At 34.9% G+C, this 21,116-nt stretch carries 21 protein-coding genes and 1 pseudogene; 17 read left to right on the top strand and 5 right to left on the bottom strand.

The genetic code is table 11. The annotated features are described in order from the left end of the window. Positions 1-369: 369 nt before the first annotated feature. The 5 genes from AB4Y30_RS02850 to AB4Y30_RS02870 all read left to right on the top strand — a co-directional run bounded on the left by AB4Y30_RS02850 (position 370) and on the right by AB4Y30_RS02870 (position 5,430). Positions 370-978 carry a PepSY domain-containing protein gene (locus AB4Y30_RS02850; RefSeq protein ID WP_368654006.1) on the top strand — a complete coding sequence of 203 codons (609 nt, stop codon included), beginning with the start codon at positions 370-372 and terminating at the stop codon, positions 976-978. A gap of 321 nt (positions 979-1,299) precedes the next feature. After that, the gene (locus AB4Y30_RS02855) at positions 1,300-2,865 is read left to right on the top strand and encodes an ABC transporter substrate-binding protein (RefSeq protein ID WP_368654007.1); all 1,566 of its coding nucleotides are present in this window, start codon (positions 1,300-1,302) and stop codon (positions 2,863-2,865) included. A gap of 100 nt (positions 2,866-2,965) precedes the next feature. Beyond that, the gene (locus AB4Y30_RS02860; protein WP_368654008.1) at positions 2,966-4,018 is read left to right on the top strand and encodes a DUF917 domain-containing protein; all 1,053 of its coding nucleotides are present in this window, start codon (positions 2,966-2,968) and stop codon (positions 4,016-4,018) included. 40 nt (positions 4,019-4,058) lie between these two features. Continuing rightward, positions 4,059-4,718, top strand: coding sequence for an AroM family protein (locus AB4Y30_RS02865; RefSeq protein WP_368654009.1), 660 nt, complete (start codon positions 4,059-4,061; stop codon positions 4,716-4,718). Positions 4,719-4,947: 229 nt separating this feature from the next. Then, positions 4,948-5,430: a GNAT family N-acetyltransferase gene (locus AB4Y30_RS02870; protein ID WP_368654010.1), complete on the top strand. Its 483-nt coding sequence runs from the start codon at positions 4,948-4,950 to the stop codon at positions 5,428-5,430. Between the two features lie 152 nt (positions 5,431-5,582). On the opposite strand, the gene AB4Y30_RS02875 is transcribed toward AB4Y30_RS02870, so the two are convergent. The 3 genes and pseudogenes from AB4Y30_RS02875 to AB4Y30_RS02885 all read right to left on the bottom strand — a co-directional run bounded on the left by AB4Y30_RS02875 (position 5,583) and on the right by AB4Y30_RS02885 (position 7,934). After that, positions 5,583-6,476, bottom strand: coding sequence for a manganese catalase family protein (locus tag AB4Y30_RS02875; RefSeq protein ID WP_368654011.1), 894 nt, complete (start codon positions 6,474-6,476; stop codon positions 5,583-5,585). 5 nt (positions 6,477-6,481) lie between these two features. Next, the gene (locus AB4Y30_RS02880; RefSeq protein WP_368654012.1) at positions 6,482-6,715 is read right to left on the bottom strand and encodes a DUF2642 domain-containing protein; all 234 of its coding nucleotides are present in this window, start codon (positions 6,713-6,715) and stop codon (positions 6,482-6,484) included. Positions 6,716-6,840: 125 nt separating this feature from the next. After that, positions 6,841-7,934, bottom strand: a pseudogene (locus AB4Y30_RS02885) (multidrug effflux MFS transporter). A 387-nt stretch (positions 7,935-8,321) separates the two neighbouring features. Between AB4Y30_RS02885 and AB4Y30_RS02890 the strand changes: the two are divergent. From AB4Y30_RS02890 to AB4Y30_RS02915, 6 genes are all read left to right on the top strand, one after another. Next, entirely contained in the window at positions 8,322-8,570 is a 249-nt protein-coding gene (locus AB4Y30_RS02890) for a glutaredoxin family protein (RefSeq protein ID WP_368654013.1), read from the top strand. 119 nt (positions 8,571-8,689) lie between these two features. After that, positions 8,690-9,154: a YppG family protein gene (locus AB4Y30_RS02895; RefSeq protein WP_368654014.1), complete on the top strand. Its 465-nt coding sequence runs from the start codon at positions 8,690-8,692 to the stop codon at positions 9,152-9,154. Between the two features lie 90 nt (positions 9,155-9,244). After that, positions 9,245-9,955, top strand: coding sequence for an alpha/beta hydrolase (locus AB4Y30_RS02900; RefSeq protein WP_368654015.1), 711 nt, complete (start codon positions 9,245-9,247; stop codon positions 9,953-9,955). Positions 9,956-10,307: 352 nt separating this feature from the next. Further along, entirely contained in the window at positions 10,308-11,789 is a 1,482-nt protein-coding gene (locus AB4Y30_RS02905) for a DEAD/DEAH box helicase (protein ID WP_368654016.1), read from the top strand. A gap of 139 nt (positions 11,790-11,928) precedes the next feature. Then, entirely contained in the window at positions 11,929-12,408 is a 480-nt protein-coding gene (locus AB4Y30_RS02910) for a PH domain-containing protein (protein WP_368654017.1), read from the top strand. After that, the gene (locus AB4Y30_RS02915; RefSeq protein WP_368654018.1) at positions 12,398-13,810 is read left to right on the top strand and encodes a PH domain-containing protein; all 1,413 of its coding nucleotides are present in this window, start codon (positions 12,398-12,400) and stop codon (positions 13,808-13,810) included. The genes AB4Y30_RS02910 and AB4Y30_RS02915 overlap by 11 nt, the downstream gene beginning before the upstream one ends. A gap of 46 nt (positions 13,811-13,856) precedes the next feature. Here the strand turns inward: AB4Y30_RS02915 and AB4Y30_RS02920 are convergent, their stop codons facing one another. Together AB4Y30_RS02920 and AB4Y30_RS02925 are read right to left on the bottom strand one after the other, a co-directional pair. Then, positions 13,857-14,711: a cytochrome c oxidase assembly protein gene (locus AB4Y30_RS02920; RefSeq protein ID WP_368654019.1), complete on the bottom strand. Its 855-nt coding sequence runs from the start codon at positions 14,709-14,711 to the stop codon at positions 13,857-13,859. A gap of 100 nt (positions 14,712-14,811) precedes the next feature. Next, on the bottom strand, positions 14,812-15,588 hold the full coding sequence (locus AB4Y30_RS02925) for a rhomboid family intramembrane serine protease (RefSeq protein ID WP_368654020.1): 777 nt from the start codon (positions 15,586-15,588) through the stop codon (positions 14,812-14,814). 215 nt (positions 15,589-15,803) lie between these two features. On the opposite strand from AB4Y30_RS02925, the gene acpS reads away from it, so the two are divergent. The 6 genes from acpS (at position 15,804) to AB4Y30_RS02955 (ending at position 21,115) form a co-directional block, all read left to right on the top strand. Next, positions 15,804-16,175: a holo-ACP synthase gene (gene acpS / locus AB4Y30_RS02930; protein WP_368654021.1), complete on the top strand. Its 372-nt coding sequence runs from the start codon at positions 15,804-15,806 to the stop codon at positions 16,173-16,175. 415 nt (positions 16,176-16,590) lie between these two features. Then, positions 16,591-17,613, top strand: coding sequence for an outer membrane lipoprotein carrier protein LolA (locus AB4Y30_RS02935; protein WP_368654022.1), 1,023 nt, complete (start codon positions 16,591-16,593; stop codon positions 17,611-17,613). 379 nt (positions 17,614-17,992) lie between these two features. Next, entirely contained in the window at positions 17,993-19,132 is a 1,140-nt protein-coding gene (gene alr / locus AB4Y30_RS02940; protein ID WP_368654023.1) for an alanine racemase, read from the top strand. Between the two features lie 248 nt (positions 19,133-19,380). After that, entirely contained in the window at positions 19,381-19,665 is a 285-nt protein-coding gene (locus AB4Y30_RS02945) for a CopG family ribbon-helix-helix protein (RefSeq protein WP_368654024.1), read from the top strand. A 4-nt stretch (positions 19,666-19,669) separates the two neighbouring features. Continuing rightward, complete coding sequence (locus tag AB4Y30_RS02950; protein ID WP_368654025.1) at positions 19,670-20,029, top strand: type II toxin-antitoxin system PemK/MazF family toxin; 360 nt, start codon at positions 19,670-19,672, stop codon at positions 20,027-20,029. A gap of 216 nt (positions 20,030-20,245) precedes the next feature. Then, positions 20,246-21,115: an RsbT co-antagonist protein RsbRA gene (locus AB4Y30_RS02955; protein WP_368654026.1), complete on the top strand. Its 870-nt coding sequence runs from the start codon at positions 20,246-20,248 to the stop codon at positions 21,113-21,115. The last annotated feature ends 1 nt before the right edge of the window (position 21,116 follow it).

Genomic DNA, 21,116 nt, shown 5'->3' on the forward strand with positions numbered 1-21,116 from the left:
TGTTCTTCATTTACGCCGGATATTATATAAGTAAGAAAGAAAAGCGCAGAGCGTCCTTACAGGCTAAAAACGTGACGTCCTGTCACAACGCCTGCACTAGCACGTCCTGTGCGTCGAAAAACGTAGAGATTGGAGTGGCACAACCGAGATAAAGGAAACATGCCCCTTTAGGGGTATCCGACGTTAGGCTTTAGCCTGGTTTTAGTCGGGCTTCCTTATAAAACAAAATCGATGTTGACTTATCGTAGGGCGTGACGGGAAATCTCATAGTTTTTGGCGCTCGGAGCTAGACATGGCTAGTTCTGAATAAGAATTAATTTGCGCAATTCTTATACTTTTCTATCTAACAAGAAACGAGGAGGAAATAAAATGAATAAGAAATTAGGAATTGGAATTGGAGCATTACTTTTTGCAGGAATATTAGGTTTTTGGATTTATACATCTGATGCATCACAACAAGCACCAGAATTAACAACAGATAAAATTAGAGAAATGGTGTTAAGCCAATATCCAGGTGAAATTACAGAAATTGAATTGGATAAAGAGCTTAATAAAGTAGTTTATGAAGTAGAAGTAATCAGTAATGGAAAAGAATATGATTTAACTTTAGATGGTAATAGTGGAGAAGTATTAAAGCTTAAAGAGAAAACAGTCTACACGAAAGAAAATCAATCAGATGACAGAAAAAATGACTCTACTAAAGAAAAATCAACAAATGATGAAAAAAATCAAACGGAACAAAAGCAAAATGAAAATAAACAAAATAATCAACAAGAAAACACAGTAATTAACGAAGAAAAAGCAATTGAAATTGCGAAAAGCGAATTTCCAGGCACATTAGTTAGCATGGAATTGGATAGAGATGACGGTCGCTTAATTTATGAAATTGAGATTGTGAATGGAAATGAAGAAGCGGAAATTGAGATTGATGCTTACACAGGAGAAATTTTAGTATTAGACATTGATATAGATGATTAATATGTTGTAGCAGGGGACTCTAAAGGGTTTCCTGCTTTTTTATCTTGTTTAATTAGGAGATGGAATATTTTGTGCAACGAAATATTTCGTGATAATATATGAAAGGGGATGTCGACTGTTTTCTAAATAGTAATATTTATTGCCATGAAATATCAGAAAAATGACTATTAATCAAATCTAAAGATATAAATGATTTTTTTAAAAATATGGGAAAATAAATGAAAAACGCATACAAACAGTTGGCGAGAAGCATAGGGAGAGGAGACACTTTAACATCTAAGGAAATCATGAAAAAACTTATTACATATTGAGGAGGACAACATGAAAAGATTAAGCAGTGTTTTAGTCATATTAGTATTATTAATTTTAGCAGCATGTGGGGAAGATAAATCTGATTCAAATAAGGAGAATGGTAATGAGGATAATCAACTTAAAGTTGCTATTATTCAACAACCTTCTACTTTTGATCCACATATGACTTCAGAATCAATTGTTCGAGATACAAGTGTGAACGTCTATGAAACGCTAATTACATTGAACGCTGATTACCAGCCAGTGACGATGCTAGCTGAATCAGTAGATGAAAGCGAAGATGGAAAAGTTTATACCTTTAAATTGAGAGAAGGGGTAAAGTTTCATAATGGTAAGGAAATGACTTCAGAGGATGTTTTAGCATCTATGAATCGTTGGAAAGAAAAATCTCCAATTGCTAGAGAAAATTTGGATACTGCTACATTTGAAGCGACAGATGAGTATACGGTTGTGTTAAATTTAGAAAAAAGTAGACTGGACACGTTAGAATTATTAGCTGGACAAGATTATGCTCCAGCAATTATGCCTAAGGAAATTATAGAAGAGGCAGGGGAAGAATTTGTAAGTGAATTTATTGGGACTGGACCATTTAAATTTGAGGAATGGAAGCAGGATCAATATATTCATTTAAGTGCATTTGAAGATTATGCCGCTGTAGATGCCCCAGCAGATGGTTTATCTGGTAAAAAAGAAGCGCTTGTAGATGATATTTATTTCTATATCACCAAAGATACATCAACTTTATTAGCAGGATTACAATCTGGAGAATTTGATATTGCAGGAACGAGCATTGGATTTAACAATTATGAAATCATAAAGAATGATCCAAATATTGATATTTATAGTGCGTATTTTGGAACAATGAATCTTGTTTATAATAAGAAAACAGGTCCATTTAAAGATATTAAGATGCGTGAAGCAGTGAATATTGGTTTAAATGTAGATGATATTATGCTAAGTGCATTCGCTTATGAAGAGCTTTATAAAATGAATTCAAGTTATATTAATGAAAATGTTAAGAATTGGTATAGTGAAGAAGGAAAAGAAGCTTATAATCAAAATGATCAAGAAAAAGCAAAACAATTAATAAAAGAAGCTGGTTACGATGGAGAAGAAATAAAGTTGCTGACAAGTCGTGATATTCAGTACCATTACGACATTGCCGTTGTTGTTCAAGAGCAATTAAAACAATTAGGGATGAATGTAAAACTTGAAGTATATGACTGGGCATCGCATTTAGAGGTACGTGATAATCCAGATGAATGGCATTTATCAACAGCAGGATTAAACTTTGCGACAACACCTTCACAATTAGTTTCATTGAATCCGAATTGGTCTGGTTGGTTAGATGATCAAAAAATACCAGAATTAATGAAATCCATTACGGAAGCTGATTCGCTAGAAGAAGGTAAAGCGCTTTGGGATGAATTACAAGGTTATGCTTGGAATGAGTATTTGCCGTTAACCCAGTTTGGTTCTGTCCCAGTATTATTAGCAGCACGTAATAATGTAGAAGGTTTAACAATTATGGATAGACCGATATTGATGCCTTTATGGAATGCGGAAATTAAATAGAAAAAATGTAGTAGGTGCTCGATATGATTGTACCTACTACAAGTTTTTAGACATTATTTTAAAAGACAGTGAAGGAATTACTTAAAAGAGGTGTGAGTGCATGTCAAGAAAAAAATTAGTAGCTGAGATTGCAAAAAAAGCGGTATATGGTGGTTGTATACTAGGTGGGGGTGGTGGTGGCTGGATCCAAAGAGGCTTAGAAAGATCAAAGCTTGCTTTTGACCTTGGACAGGTGGAATTGGTCACAATTGATGAATTGGCAGATGATGATTATGTAGTTTGTGTTTCATCTGTAGGTGCGCCTTCAGCGGAAGAGAGCTATGTAGATAGTGAACAACTTGTTCGTACCATTAGAAGAATGCAGCAAGAGTTTGATAAACCTATTAAAGCAATTATGACAAATGAAAATGGCGCAAACGGCACAGTGAACGGCTGGATTCAAAGTGCTGCAACGGGATTACCTTTATTGGACGCTCCATGCAACGGGCGAGCACATCCTACAGGAACAATGGGCTCACTAAATTTATCTGAAATAGAAGGATATACTTCTATTCAAACTTTTGCAGGAGGAAAAGGGGAAAGAGAAGTAGAAGGAACGATAAAAGCTACTTTAAACTCAGCTTCCTCGATAACGAGACAAATGTCGGTACAAGCTGGTGGCACAGTTGGAGTATGTCGTAACCCTGTACAAGTTAAATATATAAAAGAACATGCTGCTCTTGGAGGAATTACCCAAGCTATTGGACTTGGAGAAGCATTTTTCGCTGCTGAACCTGGTATAGAACGTATACGAGCATCTGCTCAATTTTTAAATGGTGAGGTACTTCGTTCTGGAAAAATCACAAGCTATGAATTAAGTAAATCCGGTGGGTTTGATGTAGGAGTACTTTACATTGATGATTTAGAGCTAACAATATGGAATGAGTATATGACTGCAGAAATAGCTGGAGAAAGAGTAGGGAGTTTTCCAGATTTAATCATGACTTTTGATACGAAGACAGGTAATCCACTTGTAAGCGCGGAAATAAAAGAAGGCATGGATGTTACTGTTATTAATGTGCTTAAAGAAAATTTAAAGCTAAGTTCAACGATGTTTAATGAAAAACTGCTACGAGTAATTGAACCAATTATTAATAAAAAAATCATAGATTAATAATCAATCTTAAATAATGTAGAATAAAGGGGTGAATGGAATGATAAAAAAGACCATTGGCGTTTTAACAATAGGACAATCTCCTCGCACAGATATTGTTCCATCCTTTCAAGCAATTTTAGGCGATGATGTTTGTATTAAAGAAGCTGGTGGACTAGATCGACTTACAGAGCAAGAAATTGCTAATGTGTACCCAGACGAAGGGGATACTGTATATATTTCTAGATTAAGAGATGGAAGCTCTGTGAAAATGGGTAAATCTAAAATCCTTCCTTTATTACAAAAGGAAATAAACGAATTGGAAAAAGAAGCTTCCATCATCATTGTTTTATGCACTGGTGAGCTACAAGCATTATCTTCAAATAAAACGATGATTTTTCCAGATGCGATATTAAAAAATATTGTAGCCGCTACACTTCAGTTAGGTACACTTGGTCTGATCATCCCATTAGAGGAACAAAAAGAGAAGATGCTTCAAAGATGGAAGAACTTCCCGGTATTCGTTGAAGTAGCATCTCCATATGCGAAAAGCGATGTAGAACAAGCGGCTAAAAAACTAAAGGAAAAAGGTGCATCTTTAATTGTTTTAAGTTGTATGGGATATAATGAACGACATAAAGAGGAAGCAATACAAGGTAGTTCACTTCCCGTACTATTACCTAAAACGTTAATTGCGAAAATAGCATCAGAGTATTTATAAGAATAATTTTTAACAGCTGACTCCATTTTGGTAGTCAGCTGTTTTTAATCATCTTTTATCAAGTAACCTTTTCGCTATGATTTTATATCCTTTTGGAAGTTCATCTAAGGCAGAGAAGATCTTTAGAAACTCTATCTTTAACGACAAATAATATAGAAAATGATTATTTGAATGCACATCATTTTAATGATAACATTGCGGAAAAGAATGGCAACAAGGAGGATGAAAATTGGAAATTCACAAAGTGAAAGGCTCTGATTATTATTTGGTTTCTCCATTAATTAATGAGTGGTGGGGTGGAAGAAATATGGCTGATAAGTTACTAAAACTATTTTTCGACCATTTCACAAACACAAGTTTCGTAGCTGAAAAGGACGGAAATCTTATTGGTTTCTTAATAGGTTTTCTTTCCCAATCTCATCCAAATGAAGCATATATACATTTTGTTGGTGTTAGCCCTGACCATAGAAAGTGTAGCCTAGGTAAACATTTATACAATCAATTTTTCAAAGTGGCTCAGCAGAACGGAAGAAATATTGTTCGCTGTATAACATCTCCTGTTAATAAAGGTTCGATTGCTTTTCATACCAAAATGGGATTTGCTATTGAAGAAGGAGATAAAAAGGTTGATGATATATGGGTAAATAAAGACTATGATGGGCCAGACCAAGATAGAGTTTTATTTGTGAAATATTTGACTGAACAAGAGTAGAAAACCAGTTACTGCTGTAATGCAAAAGTTCAGGTGATTATCTCAATAGCTGCTTTACATTTAAATAGGAACTTCCTTACATAAAGACGAAAGATTGCTTTCATTATAGGTGGGAGGTTCCCGCTTCAAACATCTACTAAATAAGGAAGAGTTTACATTTTATCTAATAGTCGCTTGGCAATAACTTTGTATTCCTCTGGTCCAATTCCAGGAGCAAATTCTTCTGGAAGCTCATCTAAGTCAGGAATTGGATGACCCTTAGGAACTCCTTCTTGAACGATTAATCTTTCACCATTTGTTGGGTTATCGCCCTTCCATATTTGTTTAATGCCATTATATTCTCCGGTATCATTCCAGGTAAATAGGACATTTCCTAGTCCTCTTTCTTCAAACTTTCGAGCATGGTCAAAAACAGTATTATCTAAGTTTGGAATAGGGAGCATCTTTGTGACATTAGCACCAGTAATAATCTCTAAGGCTTTAGCATAAGCAAGGGCATGTGTACCTCCTCGGACAAGTAAATAACCAATCAATTCTCTAGCAGTAGGATGATTTGTCATTTCGTATACCCGCATTTTGTGTGTGCGAGCTCCACATTCGAGAAAAAAGTTATGCAGTAAATCAAGCACTAAATTTCCACTTGAGAACACATTAAATCCTGTCCATGGGCTCCCCATCGAATCAGTTACTAGTGTGGTTTGTGCAGTTGCAATAAAAGCGGCCGTATTTCGCATATCCTTCGCCTGATGCATCGGTGTTAAATCAGGAGGAGCATCAAATGTGGTTCCTTTTTGTATTAGATTAATAGCATTTGAAACAAGCTCGACATGACCGAATTCTTCCGCAGTAATACTAGCAACTAAATCGTAGAAAGGCTTGAACTTTTTCTTTTGTCGGAAGTTAAAGGATTGGAACATATAATTGTTTAGTGTGGACATTTCACCAAATTTCCCGCCAAGTAATTCTTGAACTGCAGCTGCTGCATTTGCGTCTCCGTATGTTGGGACAGGCAGATCAATTGCTAGTTTATTTATTCGTTTAAACAATAATTTTACTCCTCTCTATAAGATGATTTTGTAATCCAAACGATTTTTTCCATACGAATGTAAAAAGGTGTACGTTGAACAGTAACAACAATGTAATCAGGCATCACCTGTGTTAATTTTCCTTGTACAGGATTATTGGTTGTCTGAACCACGATATTCTTATTTAGACATTCTGATAGCATTTGATAGAAATAGGAATCAATGTGATTAACCAGTTGCACCGAAGTATGATTTTTCAAGCTAGCATCCTCCTTTATGATATTTACCCATATTGTATGAAACGCCCAGATAAGTGTGCTTGAAAAGAAGAAGAAAAAGAAAAAAATCCAAGTATGATTGAAGAACACTTGGATTTTATAAAGGATTAAATTTTCTTTTTATCTAGCATGAACAAACAGGTGATAACAGCTAATAAACAGCAAGCGAAAATGATAATTCCCATCGGGGTAGCGCTTTGCTCACCTGCTATTCCAACAAGTGGGGAAACAATTGCTCCACCGGCAAAAGGAAGGATACCGAGTAAGGCTGATGCACTTCCGACAATTTTTCCTTGTCGATTCATGGCGAGTGAAAAGCCGGTAGTACTAACAACCCCGACACTGGATACGACCATGAAAAAGGCCAGCATAATCGTCCATAAAGGTAAATGTAAAAATACAACAAATAAAAGTAAAATACTTCCTGAGAAGCCAAATAGGATTCCGGTACGTAATAAAATAATTTTCTCAAAGCGAGAAGTAAGTCTAGCACTTACTTAATGATTCCTAAACCATTTAAAGCAAAGACTAAAGAAAATTGCTGTGGAGTTACATCATAGATACGCTGTAAGACAAACGGTGATGCAGCGATATAAGCGAACATACTACTAGAAATAAAAGCCTGCGATAAGACAACACCCATAAATTGTCTATCTTTAAATAATGTTCCAAATGAACGATAAGCGGAAAAAGCATTCTCTTTAATTCTATTTTCTTCTGGTAATGTTTCAGGTAAAAAGAAAACAACTGATAGGAACATAACCAAACCTATAATACCTAGAATGTAAAAGACAGCATGCCAAGTCACCCAATTTAAAACAATGCCACCAAAGATAGGTGCTAAAATTGGCGCTGCACCATTCACAATGGCTAATAAAGCAATAAATTTAGTAAGATCTTTCCCATAATAAATATCACGAGCAATAACAATTCCAGCGGCTCCGGTGAGTCCTTGGAAAAATCTTAAAATAATAAACGCCCAAATATTTGTGCTTAATCCACAAAGAATGGAAGCAACCATATATAGGAGAAGAGTAATCAATAATGGTTTTCTTCGACCTTGTAAATCACTTAATGGACCGAATAAAAGTTGCCCTGCTGCTAATCCGAGCAAACAGGCAGTAATACTTAATTGTCCAAGAGAAGCGCTAGCTTGTAAATCATTGGTAACATCTGGTAATCCTGGTAAATACATATCCATAGATAATGGGCCAAAAGCAGTTAATGATCCTAGTATCAGTACTAATAAAATTTTATTTTGTTGTTTAGTATGTAATGCTGTTTGCAACGATAAATACCCTCTTTTCAAACATTCTTACATTGTATCATATCAAGTGAAGGTATTAGCAGAAGAAAAAATATTCCAGATTTTTTAAGTTTATTTTGTTAATGATAGAGGTAAGGATACTCTGTTAAAGGAAAATAAAACAGATTGTATGGAGCTTATTTTACAAGTAGATGACATCGTTTCGTTATTTTTACAATTAAGTAACAAAACATAAAGTTTTTCAGTTTAATGTATTGGATATAGGGTATATGTAAAATAACTTGACGGGTACAGTCATTAACACCTAGGAGGAAGACGTCTATGGAACAAAATAAAGTGGTTGTTTATGTAAGTGATCATTGTTCTACATCAGAACAACTAGTTGCATATTTAGATAAACACAAAATTTCATATGAAGTAAGAAACGTGACGAGTAATTATGCCTATTTACTGGAATTGCAAGAGAAGGGAATGTATGGAACACCGGTGACTTATTTCGCAGAACAAAATCAATTTGTATTAGGATTTCCAAAAGATAAAATAGCTGATATGTTAGGAATTAATTTTTAATCTAATTTTATAAAAAACAACAAATACTCCTGTAATTGCTTTGCTTTTTCTGCTCACATCTCTTTAAAATACTGCATATATTATAGATAAGAAAAAGAAGGGAAAAGAGGTGTGCTTTCATGTTTAATCGTCCAGACCATACAACATATTTTGGAGAAAATCAGCAAAGTTCATATATAAATCCACCATATAGAGACAGCCAATATCCACCAACCATGCCTCCAGCAGACTATTATAATGAACCATCTCAATTAGAAGGATGGTACTCAACACCGCCGTCACCAAATGATTTTATGAATCATTCACAAGTGCCATATCCTTATCACTCATTTTTTCCTGGTGGATATCCGCCGAATCAGCCGCCTATACCAGGGCAATGGAATGCTCCTACACAGGCAGCATATAATCAACCAAATCATTCCCCACCATCTAATTCTAGTCCAAGTTTTATGAGCCAATTTCAACAAGCTAGTGGCCAAATTGACTTTAATAAAATGTTATCAACAGTCGGACAGTTAGCGAATACGGTGCAACAGGTTGCTCCGATGATTCAACAATTTAGTGCATTGTTCAAAAGAGTATAGAATCATGCCAGAAATGAAAAGCTAATACTATAAGATTTAGCTTTTCATCATTTGCGGATAGTAGTAAAACATGCGAAAGGAGTCGTGAAAGTGGTCGGGTGTCTTGTCATTCATGGATATACTGGTGGACCATATGAAGTAGAACCATTGGTAACTTATTTGAAACAGAAAACAGATTGGAATATTGTAGTTCCAACACTTCCAGGACATGGAGAAAAGCTGGCATTAGAAAATATCTCACATGATAAATGGATTGAATCAGCAGAGGAAAACTTATTGAAATTAAATGCAGAACATGAACAAGTTTATTTAATTGGATTTTCCATGGGAGGAATGATTGCAGCTTATTTGTCTGCAAAATATAAAGTAGATAAGCTTGTTCTTTTAGCACCAGCAGGAAAATACCTTTCATTCAAACAGATATCTGTTGAATTTGGCGAATTATTGATGGATGGCTTAAAAGGGAATTTAACAAATAATTTAGTGTATAACCACTACCGAAAAAAATGGAAAACTGTTCCATTTAAATCAACTTTTGAATTTATGAAGTTAGTGAAGCATACAAGGCATTTCTTAACAGAGATTAAAATACCTGTTTTTATCGCTCAAGGACAACTTGACAGCCTTGTTCCTGCAAAAACAATACATTATTTGGATAAAAAAATTGCTTCCACAGAGAAGGAATTTGTTTTATTTGATCGTTCTAAGCATATGATTTGTTTAGGGGACGACAAAAATACATTAAATGCAATGGTGCACAATTTTTTATTAAAAAAATCAGTGCAAAAACAACTTACATGATATGAATAGACGGTGAATCTCGTATAGAAAAAATATTTCTGTAAGGAAATATGCATTTATAGTACCCATAAGAAACAGAAGTATGTTAAAATATTATGACTGTGATTTTACCAAGGAATCGTTTTTGGATTCCTTTTTTCAGGAGAAAGTCTTAACACTGCTCAAAAAAACAAGTAGTGATCGTCCGAATTTGATGAAGTAATGATTTGTAAAAACGATTTATTACATTATCCATTTGTATATATGGTCATATTGTCCATTTTTATAGAGAAAAAGTAGAAGGCTTTCCCAGCAAATACTTGGTGTAAATTAAGTTTAATTCTACAGCAGTAAAAAAGGAGAAGACTAATAAGTGACAACATTTAAAGAACTAGGTGTAACCGAACAAATTTTAACCGCATTAGATAAAATGGGGTTTGAGGAGGCTACACCAATTCAAGAACAAACTATTCCATTTGCGAAATCAGGACTTGATGTAATTGGACAAGCGCAAACCGGAACAGGAAAAACAGCGGCATTTGGTATTCCGATGCTGGAAAAGATTGACAAAAAAGAAAGAAAAATTCAAGGACTTGTTGTAGCTCCCACACGTGAATTAGCTATTCAAGTAGCAGAAGAAATTAATCGTCTTGGTCATGTGAAGAGAATAAAAGCTCTACCAGTTTATGGCGGACAGCATATGGAACGTCAAATCCGTGCCTTAAAAGATGGTCCACAAATTGTGGTAGCAACCCCAGGAAGATTACTGGATCATATGCGCAGAAAAACAGTGCGTGTAGATTCTTTAAAAACAATCGTACTTGATGAAGCAGATGAAATGTTAAACATGGGCTTTATTGATGATATCCGTGAGATTTTAAAGGCTGTTCCAGATGAAAGACAGACATTATTGTTCTCAGCAACAATGCCGAAAGAAATTCGCGAAATTGCGACAACGATGATGAATGATCCAAAAGAGATTAAAGTAAAAGCAACAGAGATAACAGTTGAAAATATTGATCAATATTTCATTGAAGTTCCTGAGAGAAATAAATTTGATACATTAACTAACCATTTAGATATTCATGAGCCTACATTAGCAATAATTTTTGGTAGAACGAAAAAACGTGTAGATGAAATTGCTGAAGGTTTACAAGTAAGAGGTTTTCGTGCTGAAGGAATTCATGGTGATTTAACACAAAGTAAGCGTATGTCTGTATTAAATAAATTTAAAAGTGGACGCATTGAAGTACTAGTAGCAACAGATGTTGCAGCTCGTGGTTTAGATATTTCTGGTGTAACACATGTATATAATTTTGATATCCCACAAGATCCAGAGAGCTATGTACACCGTATTGGTCGTACAGGCCGTGCTGGAAAAACAGGAGAAGCACTTTCTTTCATTACGCCAAGAGAAATTGGGCACTTAAAAGAAATTGAACGTGTAGCAAAAACGAAAATTAAACGTATGATGCCACCAACAAATAAAGAAGCAAGAGCTGGTCAACAACAAGTTGCAGTTAGTAAGCTGCTTAAAGTAATTGCTGAAAAAGATTTATCTAATTATCATGAAATGGCAACTGAATTACTTGAGGAGCATGATTCAGTTACGATTATTTCAGCTGCGTTAAGTATGATTACACAGGAGAGAAATAACACACCAGTTAAACTTTCTTCTGTACAACCAATTAGTGTTCGTAATCGAAATCCACGTGGTGGACAGAATAATCGTAGCAATAACCGTGGCAATCGAAATAATCGTCGCTCAAATAGCAAACGCACGCAAAATCAGTATCGTTCTCAAGGATCAAGACCACGTCAAGGTCAAAATAGAAGAAAACAACATTCTAAATAATGATAAAAAAAGCTCCTATCACGGAGCTTTTTTTATTGTCTAGCGTAATTATGATGCGCACTTATTTTGTAGGATTGCTCTACGTTTTTCTTTTGGTAACTATTGTTAAAAATAATATCTACAGCTTAGGAGGAAAAGTATGAGACAGCCACCAAAGAATCGAATCGCTTCAGAAGTAAAGAAGGCTTGGAAAATTACTGCGAGTATTTATTTTATAATTTTTTGGATTATATTAATTATTGGTTTTATATTTATGAGGAAATATCAGCTTCCAATCTGGCCTAGTGTGTTATCTTTTGTTGTTTTAAGCATAGCTACCTATCTGTTCATTTTTGTAATACCTAAGCTGCGTTGGCGCCGATGGAGATACGAGGTGTTTGAACAGGAAGTTTATATACAGCATGGTATGTTAATCGTCACAAGGACGCTTGTACCGATGATTCGAGTGCAGCATGTCGATACAAGTCAGGGACCAATCTTAAAAAAATTTGGTTTAGCAAATCTTACTATATCTACTGCTGCTACAATACATGAGATTCCAGCTTTAAAAGAAGAAGAAGCATCTTATTTACGAGATCAAATTTCGGCATTGGCTAGGGTAGATGAAGATGATGTTTGAACAAAAAAGATTACATCCAATTGCCATTTTATTTAATTTAATTGTGATAATAAAAAATACATTGTTCATAATTATCGCTGCTTTTTTGGGAATAAGCGTTTCTTATTTTTTTCTAATCGGTATTCTTGGCTTTATTCTATTTATTATTGTTTTTAGCTTTTTAAGTTGGTACCGTTTTATATATTGGATAGAAAATGATGAATTAAGAATCGAATATGGGATTTTTGTTCGTAAAAAACGCATGATCTCTAAGAATCGCATCCAATCAATTGATTTGACAGCCAATCCAATTCATCGATTGCTCGGTCTAGTGAAAGTACAAGTGGAAACAGCTGGAAGCAATGAGGGAGCAGAGGCTTCTTTAAGTGCAGTACATCTCACGGAAGCTGAGCAACTAAAATCAATTTTAAAGGAGCAATCTCTTTCAAGTGATATAGCAGAAGAGGTAGAGCAGCAGAATCAAGTGCAGGAAAAGATCTCACCTCAGCGCTTATTTATGGCGGGTACAACGTCAAGTAGTATTGGAGTGCTTCTAGCTATTGTTGCTTTTGGTTTTTCAAAGGTTGAACAGTTTTTACCAGAACATCTTTATGAGAACACGGTTGCTTTAATCATTAGCTTTAGTCTTTCGATGATCATTGTTCTGGCTTTTTTATTCTTCTTCATCCTATGGCTCATTGGTATTGCTGGAACCATGTTAAAATATTGGAATTTTACTATTGTAAAGCAGGGGAAAGAGCTTTTAATTCAAAGAGGCTTACTGGAGACAAAGCAATTAACTATTCCTTTAAATCGCATTCAGGCAATCGAAATTGAACAAAGTCTAATTCGGCAACCTCTTGGTTATGTTAGTCTACATGTTGTTGTAGCTGGAAGTGATGTCAAAGAAGGATTTCCAGTTGTTTTTCCATTTATGCGTATGGTGGAGGTAGAAAGCTTTCTGCAACGATTTTTACCTGACTATACAGGGATGCTTGTACCCTTGAAACCATTGCCTAAACGGGCATTAAAGTTTTATATTTTTCGAGCTCTAATCCCAATGATAATTCTATCAATCCTTATTTGGTACTTCCTTCCTAATTTTTTGTGGGTAATTATTTTATTAAGTATGCTTGGGATTGGAATCGGTTATTTGCGCTATAAAGATTCTGGTTATCGTATTCAAGGAAAAAAGGTAACCTGGTGCAAGCGATTAATTGGTAAAACGATTGTACTTGTCTATCATCGTCGTATACAAGCATTTGAAGAAAAGCAGTTTAAGGTACAGGCTTGGCAGAAATTAGCAACAGCGCGTTTGTCAATTATCGGTTCGCTAGGTGCTGGGACACATTATACATTAAAAGATTTAGAGGAAGCTGATGTGGAAGAGATCGGTGATTGGTATTCTTATCGGGAAAATTAACAGTATCTCCCTTATGTCTCTGAAACGGATATAAGGGAGATGTTTTTCATTCTTTCTTTTTATAAGGAATCACAACACCACGGATAATACGGGTATCTTCATCGACTTCTCCTTCTTTTTCTTCTTCTGTTCTTCCCCAGCCAAGTACAATAAATAACAACGCATAAACATAGCTTATTAACTGGGTGAATTTTAAGAGACCACCTGCAAGCTGTTGATCATATATTGCATTTAGCGGTTTGAAAAATTCTCCCGCTACCATGCCATATATAGGGTAGTGCTCCACTTGAACAATAAGCAGGAAAAAACCTATTGGTAATAGTAGGGCTGAAGCAAAGAAAATATAGATAATTTTTTTCACATTACTAAGCATATTTATTTCTGGAATTGGTGCAATGATAATCCACCACATGAAAAAAGCTAAAGCGGTGATAATGATTTGTGCAATCACCAATAACCAAATATGGCTTTTTAGAAAATTAAAGATAGGTGGAATAAAATAAATAGACAGTAGACTGTTAAATAAAAAGGCATTCAACCATGGATGTGAAAAAATCCGTAAGGTAAATTTCATTCGATAATTCCAAAATACACGTCGTAAAAATTCCACTGGGAAACTTAAAATAAGTAATGGAATGACAGCAAAGCATAGAATAGCTAACTGAAAAGTATGAGCTGAGAATAAATAATCCTTAGCAATAACATGATAAGGAGTACCCTTCATCAGATAGAAGAGTGTAATAGCGATGAAAAAATATTGAATTTGATTTCGATTCACTTTAAAGATTGGCGAACGAATCATATGTTTTATATATAAGTAACCAGCTATGACCAAAATTACTAGATAGAAAGGTCTCCAAAGTTCAAACCAAGAATAATTGGAAAAAACAGAAGCACCCACTGTATATTCACCACCATATGTTTATGTTAAAAAACGAAGATAAGAAAAAAGGGCTGCCTTAAAAATTACTTGCCACCCTATCATAATCTTTATATGTCTTTTAAAAACGATTCCATAAGCTAATGATAGCTATAATTGCAAAAATAATCCAAATTAAGTTCCTTTTCATCTTTTTTGATAACCGTCGTTTATTCCAGCGGTTCGGATCAAATTGTATTTCACCATCTTTATGTTGCCGTTTTCGGTGAATTGGATAGTTTGAGAAGTGCACAGCATTTTGTAATATAATAGGGCTAAGCGCTATACCACCAATAAAACCAAAAATATGTCCGGCAATGTTTATGTTTGGACGAATAAACGTCATAATCAGTCCGATAACAAAAATGGTTAATACGATCTGAGCATTTGCAGAATCAATTAAATCTTTACGGCGAAGTACCATATACATATAGATTCCAAATAAACCAAAGATGGAACCAGAAGCCCCAACATGAGGAATTAAAGAAGTAGTATCAATAAAATAGGTTCCTAAGTTACCAATTATACCTGCTGCGAGATAAGCAAAAATAAATTTACCTTTTCCAAGCATACGTTCTAAGGCAGGACCAAAAATAACTAATGCAAAGGAGTTAAATAAGGTATGCATAAGATCTGCATGAAGAAATATTGGAGTAATAAAACGCCAATACTCATTATTGATCGTAATAGAAAAGTTATGACCAAATCCCCAATAGTATAATTCAATGGCGAAAGGAAGCTGCATAAAATTAATCATAAGCCATAATACAAAATGGATAACGACAAGTGTGGTTACAATTGGGTACAGCTGAGCAAATTCTTTTATGCTTCTTTCTGTTCGGATAAACAATGAGCTCACTCCTTAATAGTGCGTGTACAAAAAGGCTATTTTTGTTGGACTTTTTGAACATCCTCTATTTTTCAAATAAATAAGTAGGAAGGCAGTTTTAACTCCCTCATACCATGTTAGAAGCAATTTATCAAAAGTACTTCCTGTATGATAATTGTAATGGATGATTGAAGAAGAATACAACTATTTAGAAGAATATCAAATGCATAAAGGGGTGTTTTTAAATGATTGTAGGAATAGGATTAGATATCGTTGAATTAAAAAGGATTGAAAATAGTTTAACTAAGGGAAGCAGGCTAATGAAACGTGTCTTAACACTTGAAGAACAAAAATTATTTACAAAATTATCAAGTGAACGACGAAAAATAGAATTTCTAGCTGGACGTTTTGCAGCAAAAGAAGCATTTGCTAAAGCGGCAGGAACAGGTATTGGTAAACTAAGCTTTCAGGATATGGAAGTATTAAAAAATGAACAAGGGGCTCCAGTAATGACGGTTCAAGGATATAAAGATTATGTGGTTTTTATATCTATTACACATAGTGAAGCGTATGCTGTTGCTCAAGTGATTATAGAGGATGTTCAAAAAATCCGGTGAAAATGGTAGATCAAACAGAGGAGTTTGACCGAGTCCCAACATATTCCATAAAGCCCATTGCTCAAAATTCCACCATACATGATGTGCCAATATTGATGCCCAAGTTCGTGATATTGCGAATTTAACTTTCCATCTTTCTTTTTGCACACACATTTATAGAAAGATAATCTGCATATTGCCTTAAGTTGTCTCATATAATTTAGTGCGGACAGGGGAGAACAAGCTTTTAATTATTGTTCTCTACTGAGGAGCTAAGGTAAAAGCATGAGCCGGAGCTAAAAACTGAACAAAGTGCTAAGAATAATTAAGAAGATTGATTGTCCATCCAGAGAAATCTTACATCGCACATGATCAGCATTTACAAGGTTAATCTTTTGCCCTAGGCTTCAGGAAATGAGACAAAGGGGATATGTGCATGAGAAAATGGAAATGGTCACGAATAGTGATGGTATTCTTTGTAATGTTATTTTTAGCAGCCTGTGGAGGGAAGTCTCAGGAGAGTGTGCTGTCAAAGATTGAGGAAAAACTAGAAGAGGCCGACGGTTATAAAGTAAAAGCAGAAATGCTCATGAGAACTGGTCAAGATGAACAAGTTTATGAGATAGATGTTTGGCATAAGAAGCAAAACTTTTATCGAATTTCTTTAACAAACCCTCAAGATGAAAAAGGCGGGCAAGTAATTTTAAAGAATGAAGAAGGAGTATTTGTATTAACGCCGGCTCTAAAGAAAAGCTTTAAATTCCAGTCAGATTGGCCAGATAACAGTAGTCAGCCCTACTTATTACAGTCACTTGTAAAAGATGTAGTAAATGATAAGGAAGCTGTTTTTGAGACAACAGATCAACATTATATTTTCCAAACAAAGACGAATTATCAAAATAACACCTTATTGCCTTTCCAAGAAATTTATTTTGATAAAAAAGAGTATACCCCTGTACTTGTCAAAGTTTTAGATAAAGATAAAAAATCACAGGTAGAAGTAAGATTCTCTAGATTTGAGAATAATCCCGACTTTGCGACTGATGACTTTAAGACAGAAGAGACATTAGCAAGCTTAAGTGCTACAGCAGAAGAAACAGTAGTAACAGAAGCAGAAGAAATGCCGTTTACAGTCATGTTACCTTTGTACACCGCTGGATCAGAGCTAGTTGATAAAAAAGAAGTGGAAACAGATGAAGGAAAACGAGTCATTTTAACTTTTGCTGGGGAGAAGAACTTTACACTAGTTCAGCAAGAAGAACCGACAGTGGAGACAGCTACTACTTCAGAAGAAGTGAAGGGAGACATGATTCACCTAGGCCATGCTATTGGCTTTATTACGAATCAAGTCATTGAATGGAGTAAAGATGGAACGCATTATATGCTTGCAAGTGATGAATTAACAAAAGAAGAACTGATTGAGGTAGCACAATCTGTGCAGGGCCAAGAAGTGAAATAAATATTAAAGTACGTGTTCAAAAAGTTCATTTTTGTTGGACTTTTGAACAATCTCTTAAAGAACTTAATGGGACTAGAACAAAAGAAGAGAGCTTCATTTAAAATCGAACAATGTATAATTAAAGTTAAGGATAAGATAAGTTCCTACACTAAACATGTTCGAATTTTATGAGCTTAAAATTCTTTTGTTCTAGTTTTCTTATATTTTTCTAAAATACGTTTGTGTTTAAATGTTCTAAAAATTTACATTAAAGTGCTCATAAAAGTATCCGCAAAATATAAAATAAGTTAAAATAGAGAGTAATTAAATACAAGTATGAAGTAATAAAATAAAGTATAGTTCTTTCATTATTTCAGAAAAATAGAGAGGGATTTACAATATGCAGCAAACATTATACCGAGAGACGTGGGCAGAAATTGATTTATCAGCAATTGCTCATAATGTGAGAGAAGTAAGAGGACTATTACCAAAAGAAACAGAACTTCTTGCTGTGGTTAAAGCAGATGGCTATGGGCATGGATCAGTAGAAGTGGCAAAGGTAGCGCTTCAATCAGGAGCATCCGGTTTGGCGGTTGCTTTATTAGAAGAAGCGTTAACTTTAAGAGAAGGTGGTATCACAGCACCAATTTTAGTATTAGGAAGGGTTGCAGCAAAGGATGCTCATGTGGCTGCCACACATGATATTACATTAATGTTCTTCCAAAAAGAGTGGATTCAAGAAGTAAATAGTTATGAATTTGACAAAGCTTTAAATCTACACATGAAATGGGATTCTGGATTTGGTCGGCTCGGAGTGCGTGGAGTAGAACAACTCCAGGAATTATTAACAGAACTTAATAAGAATGAAAATATTCATTTGGCAGGAGTTTATACACATTTTGCAACAGCAGATGAGGAAGATATATCATATTATAAATTACAATCTGAGCGCTTTAAGCAACTACAATCGTACTTTAATAAGTATTGGAAAGAACCAGTTAAATTTCATACAGGAAATAGTGCTGCGTCGATTCGTTTTCCAGAGGATATGCAGCAAATAAGCCGTTTAGGAATAGCGATGTATGGTTTATATCCTTCTGAAGCTACGAAAAAGGATACTTCCATTAAGTTAAAGCCAGCTTATTCGTTACATAGTCGTTTAGCACATGTGAAAAATGTGGAAAAAGATGAAGGTATTGGTTATGGTTGTACGTATTATTGTGAAGAAGAAGAATGGATTGGAACATTTCCTATTGGATATGCGGATGGCTGGAGACGAAGCTTACAAGGAATGGAAGTATTAGTGGAAGGCAAACGTTTCCCGATCGTAGGGCGAGTTTGTATGGATCAGACGATGGTTCGTTTAGACAAAGAGTATCCAGTAGGGACTAAAGTAACATTAATTGGAGCACAAGGGGAAGAGCATATTACAGCAGATGAAGTTGCGAGTTATATCGATACTATTAATTATGAGGTTCCATGCATGATTACAGGACGTGTTCCAAGAATTTATAAGAACCGTCCATCATCAAATAGTTAGGTGAGATTTTTGATCACTCATATGTAAGGTAAAGCTTGTGAGAGAAGAATTAAATAGAAGTTCTATGAAGTATAAAGATTTGAAAATAGATAATAAGAGTGCTCAATGTTGTTTCGCCTGTTTTCCATGTCGAAAGGCTCACTTTTTGTAGAAAATCACAATTATTTTTGCATATTATGTCGTTCAATGATATATTTAAAGGTGATTTTATATGAACGTTCATCAGTTGACGGAGGTGCCTGGAAGATATGTCGGAAAACATACAGGAAGTTTCAGTTAAAATGCCAAAAAACCTTTTAAATGAGGTGAATGGATTAATGGACTATCAATATCGTGATTTGAGTGATTTTATATGTCAAGCGACGAAAACATACTTGCAACATAAAAAAGCGGAGAATATGCGATCATATTATGAAACAATGCAGAAAGGATATGTAGAGATGGGACGAATTAATCTAACAATGGCTTCTGAAGCTTTTCAGGCAGAAGAGGAGGCTGATGACACATTAGAGCGCTCTGTGATAGGGGTGTGACATATTGCACATTCAAAGAGGCGAAGTATATTTCGCTGATTTATCTCCCGTAGTTGGGTCAGAACAAGGGGGCGTTCGTCCAGTATTAATTATTCAGAATGATATTGGAAATCGATATAGTCCTACAGTAATTGTAGCGGCAATTACGGCGCAAATTCAAAAAGCAAAGTTGCCAACACATGTAGAAATTGATGCTGAAAAATACGGTTTTGATCGAAACTCAGTTATTTTATTGGAACAAATACGCACATTAGATAAACAAAGATTGACGGATAAAATTACAAAATTAGATGATGATATGATGGAGAAAATCAATCATGCATTAGAAATTAGTTTAGGGCTTAAAGATATGTATGATAAATAGAATGGGCTTCGAACGTAAACATACATAATTCGAGGTCCTATATTTTTGGAAGAATTAACCTAAACATTTCAAATATAAAGAATAGTTATCGATAATAAAGTGTGTCAACGCTTTTTTATCTAATTATTATGCTTTAATGCTCTGCTGAAATGATGAATTCACTTAGCAGAATTATGATAGATCAAGCTTTCTTTATGATTATTGGAGGTAGGCTAATTGGATAATCAATTTAGAGATATTGTGTTAGAAAACAGTGATGTAATTATTAAAAGATGGATTCAAGAGGTAGAAGCATTACGTCTAGAAAACTATACAGATCAAATATCTGATCGCCTTTTGGATAGTACCAATAGAGAGTTTGTAAATGTGATTTTCCATAGTATACGTAATGAAGGTGAGACAGCTGAAGTTCGAGCTTTCTCTGAAAAGTTAATTCATCTTGGTTGGCCTTTAAGCTATATTACAGATGGTCTTCATGTATTTCGCCGAGTCATCATTGAATGTATTTTGACGGAATTACGAAAAGAAGAATCTGCATTTATTTTTTCTGTATTAAATAGTGCAGATCAATGGGTAGAGCCGATTATTCGACATCTTGTTAACGAGTACTCGGGCAATTGGGAGCATACAGTGTCATTACAGCGTGTAGCTCTTCAAGAATTATCTGCGCCACTGATTCCCGTGATGGATGGTATTACTGTTATGCCATTGGTAGGAACAATTGATACAGAACGTGCGAAATTAATTATGGAAAACTTGCTGGATGGTGTTATGAAACATAATGCAGAGGTTGTACTAATGGATATTACTGGTGTTCCAGTTGTTGATACGATGGTTGCTCATCATATTATTCAAGCGGTAGAAGCCGTTCGAATTATTGGCTCTACTTGTATTCTTGTCGGAATTCGTCCAGAAATTGCTCAAACAATTGTTAGCTTAGGAATTGATTTAGCAGAATATCCGACAAAAAGCTCTTTGAAGAAAGGTTTTACCGCGGCACTTGAATTGACAAATAGAAAAATTGTCCAAACGAAGGAAGAGGAAGTCTCCATTGATGAGTTAATCAAATCTTTACATAAGGAGTGAA

The sequence above is a fragment of the Ornithinibacillus sp. 4-3 genome (assembly GCF_040958695.1).
Lineage (GTDB): Bacteria > Bacillota > Bacilli > Bacillales > Amphibacillaceae > CALAMD01.

Coding starts and splice junctions, on each gene's coding strand:
- AB4Y30_RS02850 (WP_368654006.1), top strand. CDS start 370: ATGAATAAGAAATTAGGAATTGGAATTGGAGCATTACTTTTTGCAGGA.
- AB4Y30_RS02855 (WP_368654007.1), top strand. CDS start 1,300: ATGAAAAGATTAAGCAGTGTTTTAGTCATATTAGTATTATTAATTTTA.
- AB4Y30_RS02860 (WP_368654008.1), top strand. CDS start 2,966: ATGTCAAGAAAAAAATTAGTAGCTGAGATTGCAAAAAAAGCGGTATAT.
- AB4Y30_RS02865 (WP_368654009.1), top strand. CDS start 4,059: ATGATAAAAAAGACCATTGGCGTTTTAACAATAGGACAATCTCCTCGC.
- AB4Y30_RS02890 (WP_368654013.1), top strand. CDS start 8,322: ATGGAACAAAATAAAGTGGTTGTTTATGTAAGTGATCATTGTTCTACA.
- AB4Y30_RS02895 (WP_368654014.1), top strand. CDS start 8,690: ATGTTTAATCGTCCAGACCATACAACATATTTTGGAGAAAATCAGCAA.
- AB4Y30_RS02910 (WP_368654017.1), top strand. CDS start 11,929: ATGAGACAGCCACCAAAGAATCGAATCGCTTCAGAAGTAAAGAAGGCT.
- AB4Y30_RS02915 (WP_368654018.1), top strand. CDS start 12,398: ATGATGTTTGAACAAAAAAGATTACATCCAATTGCCATTTTATTTAAT.
- acpS (WP_368654021.1), top strand. CDS start 15,804: ATGATTGTAGGAATAGGATTAGATATCGTTGAATTAAAAAGGATTGAA.
- AB4Y30_RS02935 (WP_368654022.1), top strand. CDS start 16,591: ATGAGAAAATGGAAATGGTCACGAATAGTGATGGTATTCTTTGTAATG.
- alr (WP_368654023.1), top strand. CDS start 17,993: ATGCAGCAAACATTATACCGAGAGACGTGGGCAGAAATTGATTTATCA.
- AB4Y30_RS02945 (WP_368654024.1), top strand. CDS start 19,381: ATGTCGGAAAACATACAGGAAGTTTCAGTTAAAATGCCAAAAAACCTT.